24 protein-coding genes are annotated in these 22,383 nt (G+C 63.5%); 3 read left to right on the top strand and 21 right to left on the bottom strand.

Going from position 1 to position 22,383, the window contains the following annotated elements:
• Positions 1 to 10: 10 nt before the first annotated feature.
• The 5 genes from DW003_RS10075 to larC form a co-directional block, all read right to left on the bottom strand.
• Positions 11 to 772: a septum formation initiator family protein gene (locus DW003_RS10075; RefSeq protein WP_233545543.1), complete on the bottom strand. Its 762-nt coding sequence runs from the start codon at positions 770 to 772 to the stop codon at positions 11 to 13.
• A gap of 195 nt (positions 773 to 967) precedes the next feature.
• The gene (gene eno, locus DW003_RS07035) at positions 968 to 2,257 is read right to left on the bottom strand and encodes a phosphopyruvate hydratase (protein ID WP_118388261.1); all 1,290 of its coding nucleotides are present in this window, start codon (positions 2,255 to 2,257) and stop codon (positions 968 to 970) included.
• A gap of 188 nt (positions 2,258 to 2,445) precedes the next feature.
• Positions 2,446 to 3,306, bottom strand: coding sequence for a nucleoside triphosphate pyrophosphohydrolase (mazG, locus tag DW003_RS07030; protein ID WP_118289221.1), 861 nt, complete (start codon positions 3,304 to 3,306; stop codon positions 2,446 to 2,448).
• A 2-nt stretch (positions 3,307 to 3,308) separates the two neighbouring features.
• Positions 3,309 to 3,857 carry a phosphodiesterase gene (yfcE, locus tag DW003_RS07025; protein ID WP_118289222.1) on the bottom strand — a complete coding sequence of 183 codons (549 nt, stop codon included), beginning with the start codon at positions 3,855 to 3,857 and terminating at the stop codon, positions 3,309 to 3,311.
• Between the two features lie 55 nt (positions 3,858 to 3,912).
• Complete coding sequence (gene larC, locus DW003_RS07020; protein ID WP_118289223.1) at positions 3,913 to 4,398, bottom strand: nickel insertion protein; 486 nt, start codon at positions 4,396 to 4,398, stop codon at positions 3,913 to 3,915.
• A 382-nt stretch (positions 4,399 to 4,780) separates the two neighbouring features.
• On the opposite strand from larC, the gene DW003_RS07015 reads away from it, so the two are divergent.
• The 3 genes from DW003_RS07015 to DW003_RS07005 all read left to right on the top strand — a co-directional run bounded on the left by DW003_RS07015 (position 4,781) and on the right by DW003_RS07005 (position 9,798).
• Positions 4,781 to 8,347, top strand: coding sequence for an ATP-binding cassette domain-containing protein (locus DW003_RS07015; RefSeq protein ID WP_118388259.1), 3,567 nt, complete (start codon positions 4,781 to 4,783; stop codon positions 8,345 to 8,347).
• A gap of 68 nt (positions 8,348 to 8,415) precedes the next feature.
• On the top strand, positions 8,416 to 8,766 hold the full coding sequence (locus DW003_RS07010; protein ID WP_233545542.1) for a nitrous oxide-stimulated promoter family protein: 351 nt from the start codon (positions 8,416 to 8,418) through the stop codon (positions 8,764 to 8,766).
• Between the two features lie 120 nt (positions 8,767 to 8,886).
• Positions 8,887 to 9,798, top strand: coding sequence for a PHP domain-containing protein (locus DW003_RS07005; RefSeq protein WP_118388258.1), 912 nt, complete (start codon positions 8,887 to 8,889; stop codon positions 9,796 to 9,798).
• 27 nt (positions 9,799 to 9,825) lie between these two features.
• On the opposite strand, the gene hisE is transcribed toward DW003_RS07005, so the two are convergent.
• The 16 genes from hisE to DW003_RS06925 form a co-directional block, all read right to left on the bottom strand.
• Positions 9,826 to 10,143, bottom strand: coding sequence for a phosphoribosyl-ATP diphosphatase (hisE, locus tag DW003_RS07000; RefSeq protein ID WP_117646209.1), 318 nt, complete (start codon positions 10,141 to 10,143; stop codon positions 9,826 to 9,828).
• 15 nt (positions 10,144 to 10,158) lie between these two features.
• Positions 10,159 to 10,386 (bottom strand): hypothetical protein, encoded by a 228-nt coding sequence (locus DW003_RS06995; protein ID WP_089573590.1) that lies wholly within the window; start codon positions 10,384 to 10,386, stop codon positions 10,159 to 10,161.
• Complete coding sequence (hisI, locus tag DW003_RS06990) at positions 10,383 to 10,724, bottom strand: phosphoribosyl-AMP cyclohydrolase (RefSeq protein ID WP_089573591.1); 342 nt, start codon at positions 10,722 to 10,724, stop codon at positions 10,383 to 10,385. The genes DW003_RS06995 and hisI overlap by 4 nt, the downstream gene beginning before the upstream one ends.
• Positions 10,725 to 10,871: 147 nt before the next feature.
• The gene (gene hisF, locus DW003_RS06985) at positions 10,872 to 11,654 is read right to left on the bottom strand and encodes an imidazole glycerol phosphate synthase subunit HisF (RefSeq protein WP_117759418.1); all 783 of its coding nucleotides are present in this window, start codon (positions 11,652 to 11,654) and stop codon (positions 10,872 to 10,874) included.
• A gap of 3 nt (positions 11,655 to 11,657) precedes the next feature.
• On the bottom strand, positions 11,658 to 12,401 hold the full coding sequence (locus DW003_RS06980) for a HisA/HisF-related TIM barrel protein (RefSeq protein WP_118388256.1): 744 nt from the start codon (positions 12,399 to 12,401) through the stop codon (positions 11,658 to 11,660).
• A complete protein-coding gene (locus tag DW003_RS06975; protein ID WP_233545541.1) occupies positions 12,398 to 13,099 on the bottom strand; it encodes an imidazole glycerol phosphate synthase subunit HisH in 702 nt (233 codons plus the stop codon). The genes DW003_RS06980 and DW003_RS06975 overlap by 4 nt, the downstream gene beginning before the upstream one ends.
• 137 nt (positions 13,100 to 13,236) lie before the next feature.
• Positions 13,237 to 13,824: an imidazoleglycerol-phosphate dehydratase HisB gene (gene hisB, locus DW003_RS06970; RefSeq protein ID WP_118388252.1), complete on the bottom strand. Its 588-nt coding sequence runs from the start codon at positions 13,822 to 13,824 to the stop codon at positions 13,237 to 13,239.
• Positions 13,825 to 14,940, bottom strand: a complete 1,116-nt coding sequence (gene hisC / locus DW003_RS06965; protein ID WP_187361912.1) for a histidinol-phosphate transaminase — start codon at positions 14,938 to 14,940, stop codon at positions 13,825 to 13,827. It abuts the gene before it with no gap.
• Between the two features lies 1 nt (position 14,941).
• Positions 14,942 to 16,378 carry a histidinol dehydrogenase gene (gene hisD, locus DW003_RS06960; RefSeq protein WP_118388248.1) on the bottom strand — a complete coding sequence of 479 codons (1,437 nt, stop codon included), beginning with the start codon at positions 16,376 to 16,378 and terminating at the stop codon, positions 14,942 to 14,944.
• Between the two features lie 105 nt (positions 16,379 to 16,483).
• Entirely contained in the window at positions 16,484 to 18,199 is a 1,716-nt protein-coding gene (gene hisG / locus DW003_RS06955; protein ID WP_118388246.1) for an ATP phosphoribosyltransferase, read from the bottom strand.
• 169 nt (positions 18,200 to 18,368) lie between these two features.
• Positions 18,369 to 19,205, bottom strand: coding sequence for a sugar phosphate isomerase/epimerase (locus DW003_RS06950; protein ID WP_118388244.1), 837 nt, complete (start codon positions 19,203 to 19,205; stop codon positions 18,369 to 18,371).
• An 83-nt stretch (positions 19,206 to 19,288) separates the two neighbouring features.
• Positions 19,289 to 20,125 carry a PTS system mannose/fructose/sorbose family transporter subunit IID gene (locus DW003_RS06945; protein ID WP_118388242.1) on the bottom strand — a complete coding sequence of 279 codons (837 nt, stop codon included), beginning with the start codon at positions 20,123 to 20,125 and terminating at the stop codon, positions 19,289 to 19,291.
• Positions 20,115 to 20,906 (bottom strand): PTS sugar transporter subunit IIC, encoded by a 792-nt coding sequence (locus tag DW003_RS06940; RefSeq protein ID WP_117640903.1) that lies wholly within the window; start codon positions 20,904 to 20,906, stop codon positions 20,115 to 20,117. The genes DW003_RS06945 and DW003_RS06940 overlap by 11 nt, the downstream gene beginning before the upstream one ends.
• Positions 20,907 to 20,914: 8 nt before the next feature.
• Positions 20,915 to 21,385 (bottom strand): PTS sugar transporter subunit IIB, encoded by a 471-nt coding sequence (locus tag DW003_RS06935; RefSeq protein ID WP_117564885.1) that lies wholly within the window; start codon positions 21,383 to 21,385, stop codon positions 20,915 to 20,917.
• 16 nt (positions 21,386 to 21,401) lie between these two features.
• The gene (locus DW003_RS06930) at positions 21,402 to 21,818 is read right to left on the bottom strand and encodes a PTS sugar transporter subunit IIA (protein ID WP_117637123.1); all 417 of its coding nucleotides are present in this window, start codon (positions 21,816 to 21,818) and stop codon (positions 21,402 to 21,404) included.
• Between the two features lie 94 nt (positions 21,819 to 21,912).
• Positions 21,913 to 22,383, bottom strand: a 471-nt coding sequence (locus tag DW003_RS06925) for an SIS domain-containing protein (RefSeq protein ID WP_370448112.1), incomplete at its 5' end; no start/stop codon positions are given.

The following is a 22,383-nucleotide window of genomic DNA, read 5'->3' as shown; positions in this document are numbered from 1 at the left end:
CCTCCGGGCGCTATTTGCCGTTGGACACGACCGTCTGGCCCTCGACGCCGTTAAACCCAAACAGCATGTCGAGCGCCTGGATGTACCACGGCGCGTCCTTGCCGACTTCTTCGATTTCCTTGGCAACTTCGCTGGCCTTCTTGGCGTTTGAGGACTTTTTGCTCGACGACGAGTCCGAATCGTCATCCAAGCCCAGCACGTCAATCTTCTTCTCGCCGGGCATCACCAGGCCCAGGTCCTCGGACGCCGCGTCCTTGATACCCTCCTCCGAGAGCAGCTTGTCGACGCTTTTTTGCAGCTCATCATTGTATTGCTGGCGAATCTCGACCTGCTTGGCCAAGATATCGCTCGAACGCTTTGCCACGTACAGATCGCGCACGGGAAAATACAGGCTCACGAGCACCAGCGCCACCACGATACCGATAAACAGCGGACGCAGAGAGCCATGCGTAAAGTCATAGATCGCCTTGACCACCGCGTTGTCGTTGGCGTAGCGCATAAAGTCCGAGCCCGAAAAACGGTTCGAGGGCCTGCTCGATTTGTCGTGTGCCTGAGTCGAGGGACGCGACGCATGCGACGAACGTGCCGGGCGCACCGGTCCATCTGTCGAAGTATTCACTTGAGCATTGGGGCGCGAGGTACTTGTCGGGCGCTGCGTGGAGCGGTCGACGCCGGCGTAGGCGGACCCACCGAGCTGCACCGTGCGCGCACGGCGAGGCGACGGCTCGCGCGAACCGGCAGAATAGTACCTGTTGTCGTAAATCTGATCCATGTGCGCCTTGTGCGGTTGAGGTTTGTTTGCGCTAAGTCCTTTAGTTATAGCACGAGCACCCGCACCGCCTTCGCCAGCCTTTGCTCGACATAAAAAAGGCGCTGAGCCATATGGCCCAGCGCCCATAGCGCTTTGCAGCATCCAGCCAAGGCGGGGCGGAACCGAGTCAGCCTCCCCCTCGCCAAATTCACCCGTTTAGCGAATGTTGTAGAACGCGGCCTTGCCGGCGTAGCGCGCGCTGCCCTCGAGCTCGTCCTCGATGCGGATGAGCTGGTTGTACTTGGCGATACGGTCGCTGCGGCACGGGGCGCCCGACTTGATCTGGCCGGCATTGACGCCCACGACCAGGTCGGCGATCGTGGAATCCTCGGTCTCGCCGGAGCGGTGGCTCACGATGCAGGCGTAACCGGCCTCCTTGGCGGTCTCGATGGCCTCGAGCGACTCGGTGAGCGTGCCGATCTGGTTGACCTTGACCAGAATCGCGTTGGCGGCACCCAACTCGATGCCCTTCTTGAGGCGCTCGGTGTTGGTGACGAACAGGTCGTCGCCCACCAGCTGCATCTTGTTGCCAATTCGACGGGTAAGCTCGACCCAGCCGTCCCAGTCCTCCTCGGCCATGCCGTCCTCGATGGAGATGATGGGATAGGTGTCGACGAGCTTCTCCCAGTAATCGACCATCTGGGCACTCGTGTACTCAACACCCTCGCCCTTGAGCTCGTACATGCCGGTCTCGGCGTTGTAGAACTCGGTCGAGGCCGGATCCATGGCGTACATGAAGTCGACGCCGGGCTTAAAGCCGGCCTTCTCCACGGCCTTGGTGATGTACTCGAACGGCTCGGCGTTGGTCTTGAGGTTGGGGGCAAAGCCACCCTCGTCGCCCACGCCGCCGCCCAGGCCTGCCTCGTGCAGCACGCCCTTGAGGGTGTGGTATACCTCGGCGCACCAACGCAGGCCCTCGGCAAAGCTCGGGGCGCCCACCGGCATGATCATGAACTCCTGGAAGTCGACGTTATTGTCGGCATGCACGCCGCCGTTGAGGATGTTCATCATGGGCGTGGGCAGCAGATGGGCGTTGACGCCGCCCAGGTACTGGTACAGCGAAAGACCCGCCGACTCGGCAGCGGCGCGGGCGACGGCCAGCGACACGCCCAGGATGGCGTTGGCACCGAGCTTGGTCTTGTTGGGGGTACCGTCCGCGGCAATCAGCGCGGCATCGACGGCGCGCTGGTCGAAGGCGTCGAGGCCCACGACGGCGTTAGCGCACTCGTTATTGACGTGCTCGACGGCCTGCGAAACGCCCTTGCCCAGGTAGCGGCCCTTGTCGCCATCGCGCAGCTCGCATGCCTCAAAGGCGCCGGTCGAAGCGCCCGAAGGCACCATCGCGCGGCCGAAGCTGCCGTCCTCGAGCACGACCTCGACCTCGACGGTGGGGTTGCCGCGGCTGTCGAGTACCTCGCGACCGTAGACATCCAAAATATCGCTCATGTTGTCTCCCTCTCACTTGGAAACGGGTTGAATGCTTGGCGACACGGCTTGCACGCTACAGTGGCGCGCAGGTTCATAAGTTAGCCTTATCGCACTTTTTGCATTATGCCCTAAGTTAGCCAAGGGATACAATCTTTTTGAAAAATAATGGGGGCGATGAGAAAGTCCGTCCCGTCGCCCCCGCAGTCTTACTCCTCTGCCTTTGCGGCATCCCAGAGGTCATTGAGGCCGTGGGTCGAAAGCTCGGCCAGATCCACGTGGGCGTCGGCCGCCATCTGCTCCATCGCGGCCCAGCGGCGGCGGAACTTTGCCGTGCTGGCACGCAGGGCGCTCTCGGCGTCGATTCCCTCCTTGCGCGCAACGTTGACCAGGGCAAAGAGCAGGTCGCCAAACTCCATCTCGCGCTCGGGCGAGCCGGGAGCCTCGGCCTCAAACTCGGCACGCTCCTCAGCGACCTCGTCCCACACGTCCTGGACCGTCTCCCACTCAAAGCCCACGGCAGCCGCCTTGCGCGACACCTTCTGAGCCTGCATCAGCGCCGGCAGGTGCGTGGGCACACCGTCGAGCAGACCCTCGGGTGCGGCCCCGCCTGCCGCCACGGCCTGGTCTTTGGCGGCCTTCTCGGCAAGCTTGACCTCGTCCCAAATCTTGAGCACCTCGTCGGAGTTGTCGGCATCCGCATCGCCAAACACGTGCGGGTGACGACGGATGAGCTTGGCGTCGATATCGCGCGCCACATCGGCCAGCGAAAACTCGCCGGCATCCGCCGCAATCTGCGCATGCAGTACGACCTGCATGAGCACGTCGCCCAACTCCTCGCGCAGGTGTGCCGCGTCGTCGGCCTCGATGCAGTCGAGCGCCTCGTAGGCTTCCTCGATCATGTTCTTGCCAATGCTGCGGTGCGTCTGCTCGCGGTCCCACGGGCAGCCGTCGGGCTGACGCAGGCGCCAGATGGTCTGCACCAGATGCTGCAGCTCGGCCGACGCGTCTACCAGCGTGGACAGGTCGCGCGAACCCTCGGCATTTTGCTGAGCCATATGCTCGGCCATGGTTAGTCCTCCCCCATGATCACATGGCGGAACGCGCCGCCCTCGTAGACGCCGTAGCTATGTGTGCCGTCCTTGGGGATGCTCACGCTGCCGGGATTGAAGAGCCACAGACCCGGGTGCGCGGCGCTTTCCTCGTTAACCTTGATGTGCGTATGGCCGTAGACGAGCGCGGAGCCCTCGGGCAGCGCGGGCGCGTGGTCAACGCTGTTATGCATGCCGGCGCCAAAGACGTGGCCGTGCGTCAGGAACAGTTCACGTCCGGTCTCGTCGAATAGTGTGGCGTAGTCAGCCATGACGGGGAAGTCGAGGACCATCTGGTCGACCTCGGCGTCGCAGTTGCCGCGCACCGCGATGATGCGGTCGGCCAGGGCGTTGAGCAGCGGAATCACGCGTTTGGGGGCGTAGTCGCGCGGCAGGTCGTTACGCGGGCCGTGGTAGAGCAGGTCGCCCAGCAGCACAATGCGGTCGGGCTGTTCGGATTCGATGGCAGTGCAGAGGCGCTCGGCCCAGTATGCCGAGCCATGGATGTCGGAAGCGATGAGGTATTTCATGGGGAGTCCTTTCGGTGGGGTTAATTGGATTGGCGCGGCGCGTCACTCGCCCGCATCACTCAAATCGCAACGCCGCGGCTTGGGCCGCTTGCATCACGCGTTGGAGCGGCACGTTGTGCTCGCGGGCAAGGCGAGCACAGTCCTCGTACTCGGGAGCCGCACGTTCACTGCCATCGGGCAGGGTCGCCACCTTAACGGATACCTCGCCCCAAGGCGTTGTCACCTGCTCGAATCGGCGCGGCAGGCAAACGCGTTCCATCACCTGGCGACGAATGGCGTTGGTCGTGGTCTCCAAAAAGATAATCGTCTGCAGGCGCTCGATATCCTCGTGTGAGCAGATCACCTGCAACTGCCAGCCGGGGCGGCCTTTTTTGCAGTAGAGGGGCAGCCAGTGCACCTCGCGGGCGCCGGCCTCGCGCAGGCGGTCAGCGGCATAGGCGAGTACCTCGGGCGACGCATCATCGATGTCGCACTCCAGCTTGACGATGGTTTCGGGCGCATCGGTCTCGCGGGACAGCGGAGATGTACTTCCACGTTGCATACGGTCCGGATCCTTTCCGCACGGGCTCGTTTTATTCACCCAAACGCTAGCACATCGAACGTGGCACAGGCGTGACTTTCGTCCGTCGTCGCCCTTGCCCCTATCCAAACATGTACGTCAGCCTCCAAACATGTCATTTTTTGTCGGTTTTGGAGGCTGACGTACACGTTTTGGAGCGGGCCGCACACGATCAAAATTGCGCCCGCATTCCGTCCACCACAAAGTTCGCCGCACTCAACAATTTTGAACTTTCTACGCAGTTCATCGGCTAAAAATTACCCTCGGCATACTTACCCGCTGCACGATGTTACTCTAGTTGCATTTGGCTAACTAAGCGGCTGCCGAGGACCCAGCCCGGCACCGTTACGGCATAGGAGGTTTCATGTTCGAGAAGCGGCTCTTCTCCCTGGTTCCGCAGGCAACGCCCTACATTGTGGCGAGCGTCCTGTTTAAATGGATCGCGCTGATGGCAAACATCACGGTGATGTGGATCCTCGCGCGCATTCTGGGCGGCATCGTTGCCGGCGGACTGCCGGCTGCACTCGCCGTCGACGCGCTCGCGCAGGCAACTCCGCCGCTCGCCGGCGCCATCATCGTGCGCGCCGCCGCCATCTATCTGGCGCAGCGTTCCGGTGACAAGGCCGCCTTCAAAGCCGTCCGCCGCGTGCGCTCGCTCGTCTACGACAAGCTCACCGCACTCGGCCCCTCCTACACCGAGACCGTCCCCACCGCCGAGGCCGTCCAGACCAGCGTCGAGGGCGCCACGCAACTCCAGGTGTACTTTGGCGGCTACCTGCCGCAGCTCTTCTTTGCCGGCTTGGCACCCATCACGCTGTTTGTACTGCTCGTGGGCCAGGCGGGTCTTCCCGCCGCGCTGCTGCTCGCCTGCGTTCCGGTCATCCCCGTCTCCATCATGATGGTCATGCGCAACGCCAAAAAGATCGGTGCCGAGTACTGGGGCAGCTATGTCGATCTGGGCGGCATGTTCCTGGAGGCCGTGCAGGGTCTCACCACCCTTAAGGTCTACCAGGCCGATCGCAGCTGGCACGAGCGCATCAACGCAGAGTCCGAGCGTTTCCGCACAGCGACCATGCGCCTGCTGGTGATGCAGCTGCGCTCCATTTGCGTTATGGACCTGGTCGTCTATATGGGCGCCGCGCTCGGCATTATCGTAGCCGCGCTGCAGCTCGCCACGGGCAAGATTGGCTTTGAGGCTGCCTTCCTCATCGTCTTTCTGTCGCAGGAGTTCTTTTTGCCCATGCGCCGCCTGGGATCGCTGTTCCACACGGCCATGAACGGCATGGCCGCCTCGCGCCGCATGTTTGGCATTTTGGATACGCCCGAGCCCGAGCGCGGCGATGTTGAGCTTGACGGTCGCGGCGATATCGAGCTCGCGGGCGTGAGCTATGCATACGGCAACCGCACGGTGCTGGACAGCGCCAGCGCGACCATTGCGCACGGCTCGCTCGTGGCACTCGTGGGCGAAAGCGGCGGCGGCAAGTCCACGCTCGCGGGGATTATCGCGGGCCGCAAGGGTGCCTACCGTGGCAGCGTTCGCATTGGCGGCGTCGAGCTGCGCGATGCCACGGCCGCCTCACTCATGCGTGCCGTCACCCTGGTGCCCACCAACGGCTACCTGTTTGCCGGCACCCTGCGCGACAACCTGCTGCTCGCCCAGCCCAACGCCACCGACGCCGAGCTTTTGCGCGCGCTCGGCCGCACGCGCGTGGCGGCCTTTGTGCAGGCCAACGGCGGGCTCGACATGGTGATTAACGAGGGCGGCACCAACCTTTCGGGTGGCCAGCGCCAGCGCGTGTGCATGGCACGCGCCCTGCTGCACGACTCGCCGATCTATGTGCTTGACGAGGCGACGAGCAACGTCGATGCCACAAGCGAAGCCGCAATCGGCGAGGTCATTGCATCGCTCGCCGGCGAGCACACCGTAATCGTGGTGGCGCATCGCCTGTCGACAATCGTGGACGCCGATCAGATTCTGGTGCTGGAGCGCGGTCGCATTGCCGAGCGCGGCACCCATGATGAGCTCCTGTCGGACGCGGGCGCCTATGCGCGCATGTGGAACAGCCAGGAGCAGCTCTCGGCATATGCGTATGCGGAGGATGATGCCGAGGATGCCGGCGCGGTTGAGGCTGTTGGCGGCAGTACTGCCCGTACCGATGGCCTCAACGGTGCCGGCTCATCTTCCGCTACCGCGGCGCCTGACTCCGGCCGCGCCCGTCGCTCGGCGCCGTCCATCATATGGCGCATGATGGGGCTCGTCCGACCGCTTGCCGGCTGGCTTGTGCTAGCCGTCGCGCTGGGCAGCATTGGTATGCTCACCGCCGCGTTCGTGCCGGCCTTTGGCGCCCTTGGCCTTATGGCCGCGCTGGGCCGCAACGCCTTGGGGCTTGGTCTGATCGCAGCATGCGCGGCCTGTGCCGCCTGCGGCATCGCACGCGGGCCGCTCCACTACGGCGAGCAGCTCTGCAACCATTACATCGCATTCCGCCTGCTCGCGCACATTCGCGACCTGGTGTTTGGCGCCCTGCGCCAGCTCGCCCCCGCCAAGCTCGAGGGCCGCGGCAAGGGCGAGCTCGTGAGCCTGGTCACCTCGGATATCGAGCTGCTCGAGGTCTTCTACGCGCACACCATCTCGCCCATTGCCATCGCTCTGGTCTGCACCGTTGTGTTTGAGGGCTTTTTGCTGGCTGTGAGCCCCGAGCTCGCGGGCATCGCGCTCGTGGCCTACGCGGTCCTGGGCGTGCTGCTGCCCCTGACCTCGGCCAAGGCGTGCGGCACCACCGGCCGCCAGAGCCGCGAGGGCGCCGGTAAGCTGGGTGCCTTTGTGCTCGACAGTCTACGCGGCGCGTCCGAGACTATCCAGTTTGCCGGTGGCGCCGATCGCAGCCGTGCCCTGGGCAAGCTGACCGAGCAAGTCGGCGCCGTGGACGCGCGCCTCAAGCGCCGCCAGGCGGCCAGCGAGGCCGTAGCCGATGCGCTTATTCTTGCGGCCAATCTGGTGATGCTCGAGCGTGCGCTGCAGCTGGTTTCTGCGGGAACGATTGATTTTGCCGCGGCGTTTGTCGCCGTCTTTACCTTTGTGTCGTCGTTTGGCTCGGTGATGGCCGTGAGCCGCCTGGGCGCCTCACTGCAGGAGACGCTCGCCTCGGGCGCACGCGTGCTCGATTTGCTCGACGAGCAGCCCCAGTGCGCCGAGGTCGCCGATGGACAGAACGTTGAGTTTGCCGGCGCCGCAGCCGAGCATGTGAGCTTTAGCTATGTGGGCGGCGTGGACGCGGGCGGTGCGGGCGCCACAGAGCAGGTCGCGAACGACACCGCTGCGAGTCTCATCCTCGACGACGTGACCTGCACCTTTGCGCCCGGTACCATGACCTGCATCATGGGGCGCTCGGGTTCGGGCAAGTCGACGCTGCTTAAGCTGCTCATGCGCTTTTGGGACCCCGCAGCCGGCACCATCACGGTGAGCGGCGTCGATGCCCGCCACATCAACACGGCGAGCCTGCGCAGCCACGAGGCCTATATGACCCAGGACACGCATCTGTTCTGCGGCACCGTACGCGAGAACCTGCTGGTCGCGCACGCCAACGCCACCGATGCCGAGCTGCTCGACGCTTGCCGCTCCGCCTCACTCACCACGCTCATCGACCGTCTGCCGCAGGGACTCGACACGCCCGTTGCCGAGCTGGGCGACTCGCTTTCGGGCGGCGAGCGCCAGCGCATCGGCCTTGCGCGCATCTTCCTCAACGACGCACCCTTCATCTTGCTCGACGAACCCACCAGCGCGCTCGATGCTCTCAACGAGGCGTCCGTGATGCAGGCAATCGAAGAGCTCAAGCGCCGCGGCAAGACCATTGTGCTCGTGAGCCACCGTGCCAGCACCTGCGCGTTTGCCGATTTCTCGCTTTCGGTCGAGCATGGGAGGCTGAGCTAATGGCGCGCCCAGTCGACACACCGGAGCTAGCACGCAAACGTGAGCGTGAGGCCTAAATGGTGTCGCAGATGATTGCGCTGTGGTGTCGTGGGCATCATGGCGGCGGGCATGTGGTCGAACAGGCTGGCGGCGATGAGTCCGTGCGCGTGAAACTCGGCCTTCGAACCATTACGCTCTGCCCCGAATGCGCCGAGCTGCAGAAATACGCCATCGCGCGCATTGAGCACTGCCCGCACATGGGCACCAAGACATTTTGCTCGGCATGTCCTTCGCATTGTTACCGGCCTGCCATGCGCGAGAAGATCCGCGAGGTTATGCGTTGGTCGGGACCGCGTATGATCCGCTATCGCCCCATCACCGCCGTGAGACACGCGATGGTAACAGTGCAGGCCAAACGCGCGGCGGCACGAAGCAAGTAGTCGCCGGCGCCGGCACGCGCCGCCCCGCCTTTCCACTCGATTTCGGCACCCGGCGTGCGCGGCGTGTTGAGAGCTGCACCATTACAATGGAGCGGATTCACCAAATGCAAAGGAGTCGCCATGCCCGCCTGCCCGCTGGTCGATTGCCATACTCATACCTCGTTCTCGGACGGGCACGCCTCGTTCGAGGACAACGTCCGTGCCGCTGCTGCCGCCGGCTGCCGCGTCATGGTCTCGACCGACCACCTTACCCTGCCCGCCAGTATGGATGCTAACTGCGAGGTGCAGGTCGTCGAGGGCGACTTGCCGGCACATCGTTTGGCCTTTGAGGACGCCCGCAAACTCGCCGCGCAGATTGCGCCGGAGCTCACCTTTATCTACGGTTTTGAATGCGATTGGTACGAGGGCTGCGAGCCCTTGGTAGAGCACTGGTCCCAGGGCGCCGTCGTACGTCTGGGCAGCGTGCACTGGATTGGCAACCCGGGCGATATTGCGGCAGGCGCCGCGGGCACGGCAGGGACAGAGGACGTCGCGTGCCCCGATACACCCGATTCCCTTTGCGGTTGGATCGACGACGATACCAACTTGCATGTTTGGGAAAACTTAGGCGTGCGCGGCGTGTGGGAGTGCTACGTCGACGACTGGTGCCGTGCTTGCGAAAGCTCACTCAACTTTGACGCGATGGCCCATCCCGACCTGGTCATGCGCTTTTCGAAGGACGGCTTTGCACCCGACTTTGACCCCGCGCCGTTTTGGGAGCAGATGGCCGAATGCGCCCACGATACGGGTCGCCGCGTTGAGGTCTCGACCGCCGCACCGCGCAAGGGGCTCGACGATTACTACCCCGCGACCGGGCTGTTGCGCCGCTTCGCCCATGCCGAGGTGCCCATCACCTTTGGCTCGGACGCGCACCGCGCCTGCGACATCTGCTGGAACATCCGCGAGGCCCAGGCCCACGCCTACGACTGCGGCTACCGGGCCTTCGATATCCCCCACCCCACCGGCGAATGGGAATCCACGCCCCTCGCCTAACTAGTCGTTTAAGAACGTCCCCAATGACTAGTGGCGGCGGGCGTTGAGTTCGCCGGCCAGTTCGTCGAGGGTGATGCCGTAGCGCTCGAGCGTCACGAGCAGGTGGTAGATCAGGTCGCCGGCCTCGTAGCGGATGTGATCGTGGTCGTTATCCTTGCAGGCCATGATCACCTCGCTCGCCTCCTCGGCAAGCTTCTTGAGAAGCTCGTCCTCGACGTCGGTCAGCAGACGCGCGGTATAGCTCTCCTGCGGCGATGCGTCGCGACGACTGTGAATCACCTCGGCCAGTCCCGTCAGCGTCTCACCGATGTTTCCCGGCTGCACGTTAGCTGTTCTGACTCCCATGGTTATTTCCTCTCGTTACTGCAGCGTAAAGTAGGTACCGGCCTCATCGAACCGAGGCTTTGCGCCCTTTTTCTCAAAGAACTCGACGATGACGGCATGGGCCTCATCGAGCCTTTCCTTCTCGGCCTCGAGCCAAAGCGACTGCGCCCCGCAGGCATCAGTCAGGTGCACGCGGCATGGCACGCCCGCGCGGAGGAGCTCGGTGTTGCATTCGGCGACCTCGAACGGCGTCACGACTTTCATCGCACTCCCCCTTCCACGCGCTTAAAGAAGCAGGTACGGTTGCCGGTATGGCAGGCCGGGCCCGGTGAGTCCACCTTGACCAGCAGCGTATCGCTATCGCAGTCGGCCCAGAGCTCCTTGACCTCCTGCATGTTGCCACTCGTCGCGCCCTTGTTCCAGAGCTCCTGACGGCTGCGACTCCAAAACCACGTGGTCCCGGTCTTGAGCGTCAGCCCCACCGATTCCTCGTTCATCCAAGCAACCATAAGCACCTCACCGGTGTCATGCTGCTGAACCACGCAAGGAATCAGCCCGCGGGCGTCGTATTTAAGCTCGGTAGCATTTATTACCTCAGTCATCATTTCTCCCAAGTAACAAACGAAATCCCACAGGTCGGCGAGGGTTGTCCAGGTGCCGCAGGTTGCCGCGAAAGAGGAGCGACGCGTACTTTGGTACGCGAGCGACGGTTTGAGCGGCAAGATGCGGTGCCTGGGCAAGCCGCAGCACTAGAAGTCCAGCCTCACAGGGATGCCTTGGCTGGCCATATACTCCTTCACCTGGCGAATGCTGAAAGTTCCAAAGTGAAAGACGCTGGCCGCCAGCACGGCATCGGCCTCGCCCTCGATCACGCCCTCGGCAAAATGCTCGAGCGTGCCCACGCCGCCGCTTGCGATCACCGGGATCGGCACCGCGCGCGCCACGGCGCGGGTGAGTGCCAGGTCGAAGCCAGCCTTGGTGCCGTCGCGATCCATGCTGGTGAGCAAGATCTCACCGGCGCCGCGACGAGCCGCTTCCTCGGCCCACGCCACCGCATCGATACCCGTGGCGTTGCGACCGCCCGCCGTGAAGACCTCCCACTTGTCGGCATCCGGCTGACCGGGCAGGCCCACGCGCTTGGCATCAATCGCCACGACCACGGCCTGGCTGCCAAACGCCGCGGCGGCCTGGCTGATCAACGACGGATCGCGCACGGCGGCAGAGTTAAGCGACACCTTGTCGGCACCGGCGGCAACCATGGTTCGCATGCCCGCCAAGTCGCGGAAACCGCCGCCCACGGTATAGGGAATAGCGAGCTCCTCGGCCGCGTGCGCCGCCATCTCGATGGTCGTCGCGCGGTTGTCGCTCGTCGCGGTAATGTCCAGGAAGACGACCTCGTCTGCACCCTCGCGGTCGTAGGCGCGGGCCAGCTCCACCGGGTCGCCCGCATCGCGCAGGCTCACAAAGTTGACGCCCTTGACCACGCGGCCGTCCTTGACGTCCAGGCAGGGAATCACGCGTTTGGTAAGCATGGGCTACTCCTCCCCTCGGGCGGCGGCCAGCGCCTGGGCCAGCGTAAAATTGCCCTCGTAGAGCGCACGGCCGGTAATGGCACCTTCGATGGCATCCTCGCCCACCGCGGCCAGTGCGCGGATATCGTCGAGCGTCGAGATGCCGCCCGAGGCCACGACGGGAAAGCCCGCAACCTCGGCAACATGGCGATATGCTGCCACATCGATGCCCGTCTGCATGCCGTCGCGCGCGATATCGGTATACACCAGATGCTTAAAGCCCAGCTCGGTGAGCTGCGCCACGGCGTCGTCGAGTGCCACGCCCGCGCCGTCACGCCAGCCGTTCACCTTGACCTGGCCGTCGCGTGCGGCGATGTCTGCCACCAGCAACTCGCCAAAGCCTTGGGCTGCCACTTCGGCAAAACCCGGCTCGGTCACCAGCACGGTGCCCAGTGCGATGCGGCGAGCACCATAGCCGGCCAGCTCATCGATGCGTGCAAGCGAGCGGACGCCGCCGCCCACGTCCACGGACAGACCGTCGACGCCGCAGATGGCCTTAATCGCTGCCGAGTTGGCAGCGCACGCGCCCTCGTCCTCGCCAAAAGCAGCGGACAGGTCGACGACGTGCACCCAGCTCGCACCCTGCTCGGCAAACGAGCGGGCGACAGCCACGGGGTCGTCGGAATATACCTTGCAGCGGCTGCGGTCGCCGCGCTCCAGGCGCACGACCTTGCCGCCGATCAAATCGATTGCGGGAAACAGAATCATCGGCCGGCCCCCTCGACGATGCTCACGAAGTTCTTAAGGATGCGCTGACCCAGCGCGGAGGATTTCTCGGGATGGAACTGGCAGCCCCACACGTTGCCATGGCGCACGATGCACGGAAAGCTCCGCGTATAGTGCGTGCGCGCCAGCACATCGGCGGCATCGGCGTCGTCGGCCACCGCATAGCTGTGGGTGAAGTACATGTTGGCGCCCTCGGCAAAACCGGCGAGCAGCGGGTCGGCCGCACCGGTGGGCGTCATGTGCACCTGGTCCCAGCCCACGTGCGGCACCTTCAGGCGACTCGATTCCAGGCGCGTGCACAAACCGCGCATAATGCCCAGGCCATCGACCCAGGGGCCACCGACCTGCTCGGAGGCATCGTCGTCCACGTCCGCATCCTCGTCCGCCGGCACGCCCTCATTGCCGCGCTCAAAAAACAGCTGAAGGCCCAGGCAGATGCCGAGCAGCGGAGTTCCGGCAGCAACGGCGTCGAGCACCGCGTCCGCCTCGCCGCTCTGACGCATAAAGGCGATCGCGTCATAGAACGCACCCACGCCCGGGATGACCAGGCCGTCGGCGTTGCGGATCTGCTCCGGATCGTCCGACGTGCAGGCGGCAGCACCGGCGCGCGCGAGCCCGCGCACGACGCTCGACAAGTTGCCCTTGTGGTAGTCAACCACCACGATCTTCGGTTCGCCCACGCGACCCTCCCTTTTTCCATTCAAAACCTGCCAAAAAGGGACAGGTTTATTTTGGTCGGTTAAACGTTCACCCACCACATAAGACGGCATTTCCGCAGATAAAACCTGCCAAAATAAACCTGTCCCTTTTTGGCAGGTTACAGCGAGCCCTTGGTGCTGGGGATGCCCTGCACGCGGGGATCGAGCTCGCAGGCGTGGCGCATCGTGCGGCCCACGGCCTTAAAGGCGGCCTCGATAATGTGATGTGAGTTGCCGCCCGCCAGCTCGCGCACGTGCAGCGTGAGTTTGGCGTCGCGCGCGAAGGCGTAGAAGAACTCGACGGCCAGCTCGGTATCGAAGCTGCCCACGCGCTCAGTCGGTACGGGCAGTTCGCAATAGGCCTGGCCGCGACCCGAGATATCAACGGCGGCCATCACGAGCGTCTCGTCCATAGCAATCGCCGCATCGGCAAAACGCGTAATGCCCGCCTTGTCACCCAGCGCCTGGCAGAACGCCTCGCCCAGCACAATACCCGTGTCCTCGACGGTGTGGTGCGCGTCGACTTCCACGTCGCCTACCGCATGCACCGTCAAATCAAACAGGCCATGGCGGCCAAAGGCATTGAGCATGTGGTCGAAAAACGGCACGCCGGTCGAGATATCACACGTACCGGTTCCATCCAAGTCGAGCTTGACGACAATATCGGTCTCCCCCGTCTTACGGGTTACCTCGGCATAACGGCCCATCTACATCTCCTCCTTCACCAGCGCGGCAAACGCAGCCAGCACCTCGTCGTTTTCCCGCGGCGTACCCACGGTAATGCGCAGACAGTCCGCGAGCCCCGGCGCATAGCTAAAGTCGCGCACCAAAATCGAATACTCATCGCGCAGACGCTCGCGCACGCGCGTGGCATGCGGCGTGCGTACGAGCACAAAGTTCGCCGCGCTCGGCCACGCCACCACGGGCAGGCCCTCGGCAGCCATCGCGCGCAGAGCGGCCAGCTCGCGCTCGCGCTCGGATGCGACCTGCGCCACCACGGGCGCATAGGCATCACGGGCACGCACGCAGGCAAGTGCTGCCGCCTGGCTCAGCACGTTGACCGAGTAGATCTGGCGAATCGCCGCGAACACCTCGATAACCTCGGGCGCCGCGATCACGTAACCCAGACGCGTACCGGCGGCGCCAAACGCCTTGGACAGCGTGTGCAGAATCACCAGGTTGGGATGCTCGGCGATAAGTCCCTGCGCCGTGGTGGCCGCGCCAAACGACTCGTCCGCAAACTCAACGTAGGCCTCGTCGACCATGACCATGCCGGGGCACGCATCGCACAGCGCCGCGACAAAGTCGAGCGGAGCCACGTCACCCGTGGGATTGTTGGGCGAGGTCACGATTGCCAGGTTGCACGCCGGCGCTGCCGCGAGCACGGCTGCCTGGTCGAGCTCAAAGGTCGCGGGGTCGCGCCACACGTCGCGCACCTCGGTCTGGCACAGAGACGCAAAGAACGCGTACTCGCTAAAGCACGGCGGGCAGTTGAGCAGGGTCCGTCCCGCGCCGCCAAACGCCAGCAGATAGTTATAGAGCAGCTCGTCGCCGCCGTTTCCCACGCAGATGTGCTCGCGCGTCACGCCATGCCAAGCAGCAAGCTCGTCGCGCAGGTCATTCGACATGGGATCGGGATAGCGGTTGAGCGGCGTGGCAGCCAGGGCCGTATCGATCGCCTCGCGCACGCCGGCCGGCACGGGATAGGTGTTCTCGTTGGCCGAAAGGTTGATGCGCGTGGGCGTAAAGTTGGGATCGTAGGGCTCAATGCCGGCCAAGTAGGGCTGGACGAGCTCCTTCATACGGGGCGTGAGCTCGGCCATATCAGGCCTCCTTGCCAGTCGCGCCGGCGCCATCCGCGCTTGTAGCCGCCAGGTCCACACCCTCGGCAACCGTCGTCACGGCGTCGCCCGGCCAGGCAACCTTAGTCAGGTCGGCCGCCGCCAGCGACTCGGCGCTCACGGCATCCTCGCCCTGCTTCAGCATGCGGCGGCGCAGGGCGGCAGAGAGCGCGTGCGCCCACAGGCCCTCGGCCTCGGCCAGACGCTGTGTGGCGGGAGCGTCGGAGAGCAGGCCCTCGGGCGTATAGCAAATGACGCTCGAGCGCTTAACGAACTCTTCGACCGAAAGCGGGTTGGAGAACATGGCCGTGCCACCGGTCGGCAGCGTGTGGTTGGGGCCGGCAACATAATCGCCGAGCGGCTCGGAGCTCCAAGCGCCCACAAAGATGGCGCCGGCGTTGCGGATACCACCGAGCAGGCCCATCGCATCTTTGCAATGCAGCTCCAGGTGCTCGGGCGCCACGGTGTTCACCGCCTCGACGGCAGCGGCCATGTCGGCGGCCACCACGATGGTGCCCTCGTTATCGAGCGAGGCACGCGTAATCTCGGCACGCGGGGACTGTGCCACCAGGATGTCGATACCTGCCTCAACCTCACGCGCAAACTGCTCGTCGCAGGTCACCAGATAGCAGGCCGCCAGCGGATCATGCTCGGCCTGGGCCATCAGGTCGGCCGCGACCACCATAGGCTTGGCCGTGGCGTCGGCCAGCACGCAGACCTCGGAGGGACCGGCGACCATGTCGATACCCACGTCGCCCGAGACAATCTGCTTGGCCGCGGCGACAAAAGCGTTGCCCGGGCCGGCGATCTTGTCGACGCGCGGAATGGTCTCGGTGCCGTACGCCAGCGCGGCCACGGCCTGGGCGCCGCCCACCATATAGATCTCGTCCACGCCGCCAAGCCTGGCTGCCGCGAGCGTATACGGGCTAATCAGGCCATCTTTTTGCGGCGGGGTCACCATGACCACGCGCTTAACGCCAGCCACCTTGGCGGGGATGGCGTTCATGAGCACGGTGGAAGGATACTGCGCGCGGCCACCCGGCACGTAGATGCCGGCAGCGGCAAGCGGGGTCACCTTAACGCCGAGCATCGTGCCGTCCGGGCGCGTGGTAAACCAGCTCTGCTCGACCTCGCGCTGGTGAAACTCGCGGATCTGGCGCGCAGCCTTCTCGAGCGCGGCGACAAAGGCCGGGTCGAGGCCTTCGAGCGCAGCATCGATCTGCTCTTGCGGCAGACGGAAGCTCTGCAGCTCAACGCCGTCAAAACGCTGACAGTAATCGCGCACCGCGGCATCGCCGTTGGCGCGCACGTTGGTCACGATATCGCGGGCGGCGTCGACGATGTTTTGCGGCAGCACGCCCTTGCGGTTGAGCTGGTTGGTAACGAGGCGCTCACCGGGAGCAAGCTTGATGGTCTTCATATCGGTATCCCCTATCGGTCGAGGTTGCGTTTGGAAAACGAGATGCCGGGCGGCGGCGCCAGTCGACCCGCAGCCCGTACGTTGGGGCGCCCGTGCGTGCTCGCGCTATTGTGCCGAGCCCGCAACGGGCTCAAAATGCTTGTCCTTCACGGCAGCAGCCAGGCGATCGGCCAAGTTGCGCACGCGCGGATCCAGGCGCGCGGCACCCGGATTGACAAAGAAGCGGGCCGTGCAGTCCATAATGCGGCCGGTGATGACCAAGTCGTTGTCGCGCAGCGTGGCGCCCGTCGCGGTAATATCCACAATGCGATCGGTCATGCCGACGATGGGGCCCAGCTCGATGTTGCCGTGCAGCGAAACGATATCGGCGTTCACGCCGCGCTCGGCATACCAGACGCTCGCGATGCGCGGGTACTTGGTGGCTACGCGAAGCGACCCGCGGCGGGCATAGTTGCGCTCGGCCTGACCGGCGCGCCACGCGGGCTCCGCCTCGATAAACGTGCACAGGCCGTAGCCCAGATCGACCAGCTGCAGCAGGTTGAGGTCGGCCTCGATGAGCGAGTCCCAGCCGCAGATGCCGCAGTCGGCGCCGCCGCAGCCCACAAAGGCGGGCGCGTCGCTGGGGCGCACAATGACAAACTCGATATCTCCGACCGTGCCCTCGCCGGCACGCGCGTCGCGACCGCGCACGATGAGGTGACGGCCGGGGTCACGCAGTTCAGAGACGTCCAGGCCCGCGGCCTCGAGCACGTCGAGCGTGTCGGCCTTGAGCGAGCCCTTGGGTACGGCGATGCGCAGCGGGCCCTCGGCGCCACGGCCCACGGCATGATCGCCGTCGGAAGCGGCATCCTCGGCCGAGGTGCGCGCGGCCTCTAGACGCTCGAGCGAAAAGGCGAAGCCCGCCGCCGGCACCTCGATACCGTCGCCAAATGCGCCGGTAAAGATGGAGTCATAGCGTCCGCCCGAACCCACCGGATCAGGCAGGTCACCGGCATAGGCCTTAAAGACCAAGCCCGTGTAGTAATCAAAAGAGTTCATGATAGAGAAGTCGAACGACAGCACCTGGGCGTCCTCGGGAGCCAGGCCCTCGACCAGGGCACGCAGCTCACGCGTGAGCGGCGCGACAATGCCCGCCGCAGCCAGAAGCGCATCCACGCTGTCGAGTACCTCGGCGCCGCCGTGCAGACGCGGCAGCTCGCTAATGGCGGCCTTGACGGCCTCGGACTCGGCGCTTGCCGCCACGCGGGCATCGAGGCCCACAAAGTCGTTGGCGTGCACGCAGCGCAGGGCCTCGGCGGCCAGCTCACGATCCTCGCATACCGCGAGCAGTTCCTTAAACGGACGCACGCTACCTGCGATAATGCGCGCATCGGGCAGCGCCAGTTTGCGCACCGCCTCGGCCACGAGCGAGACAATCTCGACATCGCCCGCAGTATCGCCCGCACCAATAAGCTCAAAGCCCAGCTGTGTAAACTGGCGCGAGCCGCCGGCGTTGCGCTGGCACTCACGAACCACCGGCGCCTCGTAGCGAAGGCGCAAGGGCAAGTCGGCCGCGCGCATGCGGGTCGAAACCAGACGCACGATCGGCAGCGTGTTGTCGGGACGGACCACCAGCAGGCGGCCATCATCGTCAAAGAGTTTAAACGGCGTGTCCGCAATGCGGCCGCCCTCCTCGAGCGAACCCTTGTCCTCGAGCAGCGGCGTCTCGACCGGCAGGTAATGATGCTCCCTGAAGCAGCCCTTCACCGTCAGCGCAATCTCCTCGCGCGCCTGAGCCTCCTCGGGCAATATGTCCCGGAATCCCCACGGTGTGGCCGTCATCTGGTGAGCCTCCTCATGCTGTGCTTCGTATAGAACAGAAGACCGGCATAGCTCCGCCGGTCTTCTGGGTACTTTAGCATACTAGAGTGTTTGCGGGGGAAATCCGTCGCAGCCGCTCACACCGTATTCATTTGGAAACATGGGGCAGATTGCCGCAGCCCAACCCCACCTAGGCGCCAATCGCACGACGATACTCTGCCATTACCTGCGCATCGGCAGCTGCGGGGTCGGCAAAATAGCGCCCGTCATAGGTCTCGGCCGAAACAACTCCGCGATAGCCGCGCGCCACCAGCCTATCCAGGTCAGCGCGCATATCGCGGTCGCCGTCACCCCAGGCAAGATGCGTCGTGCCATCTGCCGCAACATCGACAAAATGCACGTGGGCGACATCATCGCCAGGCAGATCGAAGTAATCGTCGATGGTATCCCCCGCCACCGCCATGGCGCCCATATCCAGACACGCCTTAAGTGCCGGATGATCAACTGCCTCGATCATGCGCTTCGTATCGGCCGCCGAGTTCACGATCATCGACTCAACCGGCTGTAGGGCTTCGAGCACCAGTCGCACGCCGCGTTCTCCCGCATGCTCGGCAATCGCACGCAGCATCGAGGCGCTGCGACCCCACGCGTCCTCGATCGGCTCGTTCAAAAATGCCCAGCCGCTCGAGACCATGACCTGCTCGGCTCCAAGTTCCGCCGCGATATCCACAACGTTCTTAAAGTACGCGAGCGTGCGGGCACGCGCCTCATTCCCACGCGCCGCGATATTCCACGGCTTGGGGTTGTTCTGTTCGGGACAAAGTCCCACAATCCGAACTCCGTACCGCTGCGACAGCTCCCGCACCTGCTCGAGCGAATCGTATCCATGGCAATCGACATACAGATGCATCGCCCCGGTCCAAAGCTCACAACACGTGTAGCCCGAGGCCGCTGCCGATGAAAAGAATTCCTCAAGGTCAAAATAGCGATGGCTGATATTCATGACGGCAAGCTGCGGATACTCCATCTTGTCCACCTTTCAGCAAAGGGGCGCCGCAGCACAGTGTGCGCGACGCCCCCTCTTACATTGTTTTAATTATGACGGATACCCTACTGGACACCAAGCACTCCAAAGAACGCGCCGGCGATACTCACGAGTAGGATCACGAGCATGATGAGCAGCGGATTCATCTTCTTCTTGAGCATGAGATAGACGGTTCCAAACAGCCCCATCGTGACAAAGCCCGGGAAGATTCCGTTGAGCAGCTCGGCGAGCGTCTGAGCGCCATCGCCCGCGCCGACCATGAGCGGAATGTCCACGGTGACCATCTCCATGGTCATAGCACCGATCACCATGGCGCCCATGATAGAGGCCATCTTGACGATCGTGTCCATAATGCCCGATTCCTGGACCTTGCTGATCATGTCCGAGCCAAAGCGATATCCCACAAACGTCAGCAGGTAACGGATGATGTAGTGAGGGACGTTGAACACGAGCAGGAACAAAATCGGGCCAAGAATAGAGCCCTGCAGCGCCAGCGACGTGCCGACACCCGTTGCCAAAATTCGCAGCGTGCCCCAGTAGAAGGCATCGCCCACGCCGGACAGCGGTCCCATCAAAGCAAGCTTGACATTAGAGATCGCGCTCGTGTCAAAGCTATCGTCAGTAGCGTTGACCTCTTCCATTGCGGCAGCAATGGACATGGGGAGCGTCGAGATGTACGGCGTGACGTTATAGAGCTCCATATGGCGCTTGAGTGCGGCCTTAAAGTCTGCATCCTGCGGATACAGCTTGCGAAGGATCGGCATAAGGGCCCACATAAAGCCGATATGGCCCATACGCTCGTAGTTCCAGGAATGCTCATAGGGAATCGAGCGCCAGAACAGCTTCTTAAGGTCTGCGCGGGAAATCAGCCCGTCATAAGAAGACTCAAACTTAAAACTCATCGAACCCACTCCCAATCGCAGGATCCTCGGTTGCCACTGCGGGCTGCTCCGCCTTTTTCTTCTCGCCCAAAACCGTCATCGCGACGACGATGATCGCGGCAAAGATCGCCACGCCCGTCGTGCTAATGCCAAAGTAGGCGACGAGGAAGAAGCCAGCGAAGAAGAACGGAGCCACCGTTTTGTTCATAATCATCTGCGCCAGCATCGCAAAGCCGAGTGCGGGCAAGAAGGCGGCGGCGACATCCATGCCGGTCTGAACGAAATCGGGGATGATGTTGAGCAGGCTGGCGACGGCATCGGCGCCAAAGAAGAATGCCAGGGGAATAATCAGCAGGCCGCACCAGCTCTGCGCATAACCCGCGATAAGCATGTTGCGCGTGATGGCCTTGGTGTCTCCGTCCTCGACGTTTTTGTCGATACGGTGCACCAGCAGCAGCATCACCGGCTGGCCCAGGGCGGTATCGAGCGCCAGGACGATCGTTGCGATGGGAATGCCCAGGGTCAGGGCCGCCGAAGCGTCCGCACCGGCCTGCATGGCAAGCGATACGCCCAGGATGGTTCCGGAAATCGTATCGGGCGGGTTATACGCACCGACCGAGATGGCGCCGACCATGGCAAGCTCCATCGTGGCGCCCATGATCGTGCCGGTCACCATGTCGCCCATGACAAGGCCAACCAGAGGTCCGAGCACAATCGGGCGCTGGAGGTAGCTCGTGCCCGTCAGCCACTCGGAATAACCCAAAAGGGCAATAAGGAAAATCAGGATTGTCTTGATAACCATGATGGCCCCTAACCGATGACCTTCGCGGCGTCAGTCTTCGCATCTGCCGGAATCATCTGAATGAACAGCTCGTAGCCCTCGCCGAGCAGCTCCTTCACGTAGGCCTCGTTCTCGGGCGTAAGGAACACGCTCGTCGAGACCTGGCGGGCATTCTCGCTAAAGGCAACGTTGCCGAGGTTGATCTTCTTGACGCCCATCGCCTTGGCGACGGCACCGGCCTGCTGGATCGTCTCGCAAACCACGAAGAGCTTGTACTTATCGGTCACACCGCTCTGGAGCGCCTTGACGGCATCCTCGGTGTTTTTGACGACGACCTTGCAGCCCTCCGGCTTTGCAAGGGACAGGGCCTGCAGACGAAGCTTGTCATTGAGGACCGTGTCGCTCACCAACAGGATGCAGTCGGCACCCAGAGCCGAGGTCCAACTAACGGCAACCTGGCCGTGCAGCAGTCGATAATCTACACGAATCATCTGAATCATGATGTGCTCCTAACGATTAAAACTCATCGAGTTCGGCCTGCCCCAGCAGGTCGTTGACGTACTTGACCTTGGTGTCGTCCGCCTCGACGATCTGGCGAATGGCCTCATCGATCGGGGTGGAGTCGGGCACGAACAGCAGCTGAATAAGGAGTGGCAGGTTCATATTGGTCACCAGGTGCGTGTTGGGGCGCGTCTGGACGATCTTGGTGAACTCGTTGTTGACGCTGCCGCCAAAGAGGTCGGTGCAAACTACGACCTCATCGTCCGCGGCAAAGCCGTCCAGAATCGCTGCAGCCTCCTTGACCAGGTCCTCGTTTCCGTCGACATACATAGACAGCGCATGGACGTTTTCGCGCTCGCCGGAGAGCAGGCCGATGCTCTCGACGATTCCAGACGCGAAATGAGCATGGGACGCCACGATAAACTGTCTCATTCGATTCCCCTTTCTTGCGAATTTCGGCATAAAAATGCCCGGACGCATGCGCCCGGGCAGGGTGCTTCTTGATCAGTAGCTTATGTATCACCGATTAGTAGTCGAACTGGTGATAGTAGCGGCGATAGTTGAGGTTGTGCTTGGTGACCGTCTCGTAGTAAGCGGCAAGGCGATCGGTGATCAGCGAGGAAAGGATCCACGGAGACACGATGACGCGGAACTCGTCGTCAAGGCCGGGGATCGCGAACTCGGCGGTGTCGATGACGTTGATGTCGGTGTCGCCGGTCACGCCGCGGGTCAGGAAGGCGCGGACGCGCTCGTCGAGCCTGCGGTTCTCGTCCTCGCCCATGAACAGGAAGACCGGGACGCCGGGCTCCACGAGCTCGAGGGTGCCGTGGAAGAAGTCGGCCGAGGTGATGTAGCGGGTGCGCTTCCACTGCATCTCCTCCAGGATGCACATCGAGAACAGGATCGTCTCGCCCCACAGGGCGCCGGAGCCGATGAACATGGTGTAGGGGGCCAGGGCGTACTTCTTGGCGAGCTCCTCGGCGCGCGGCTCGAAGCG

The organism is Collinsella sp. AF36-3AT, from assembly GCF_003475205.1.
In the GTDB taxonomy this organism is placed as follows: Bacteria; Actinomycetota; Coriobacteriia; order Coriobacteriales; family Coriobacteriaceae; genus Collinsella; species Collinsella aerofaciens_AF.
Note: the sequence above shows the minus strand (reverse complement) of the source record. Positions and strands in the feature narration are given on the sequence as shown.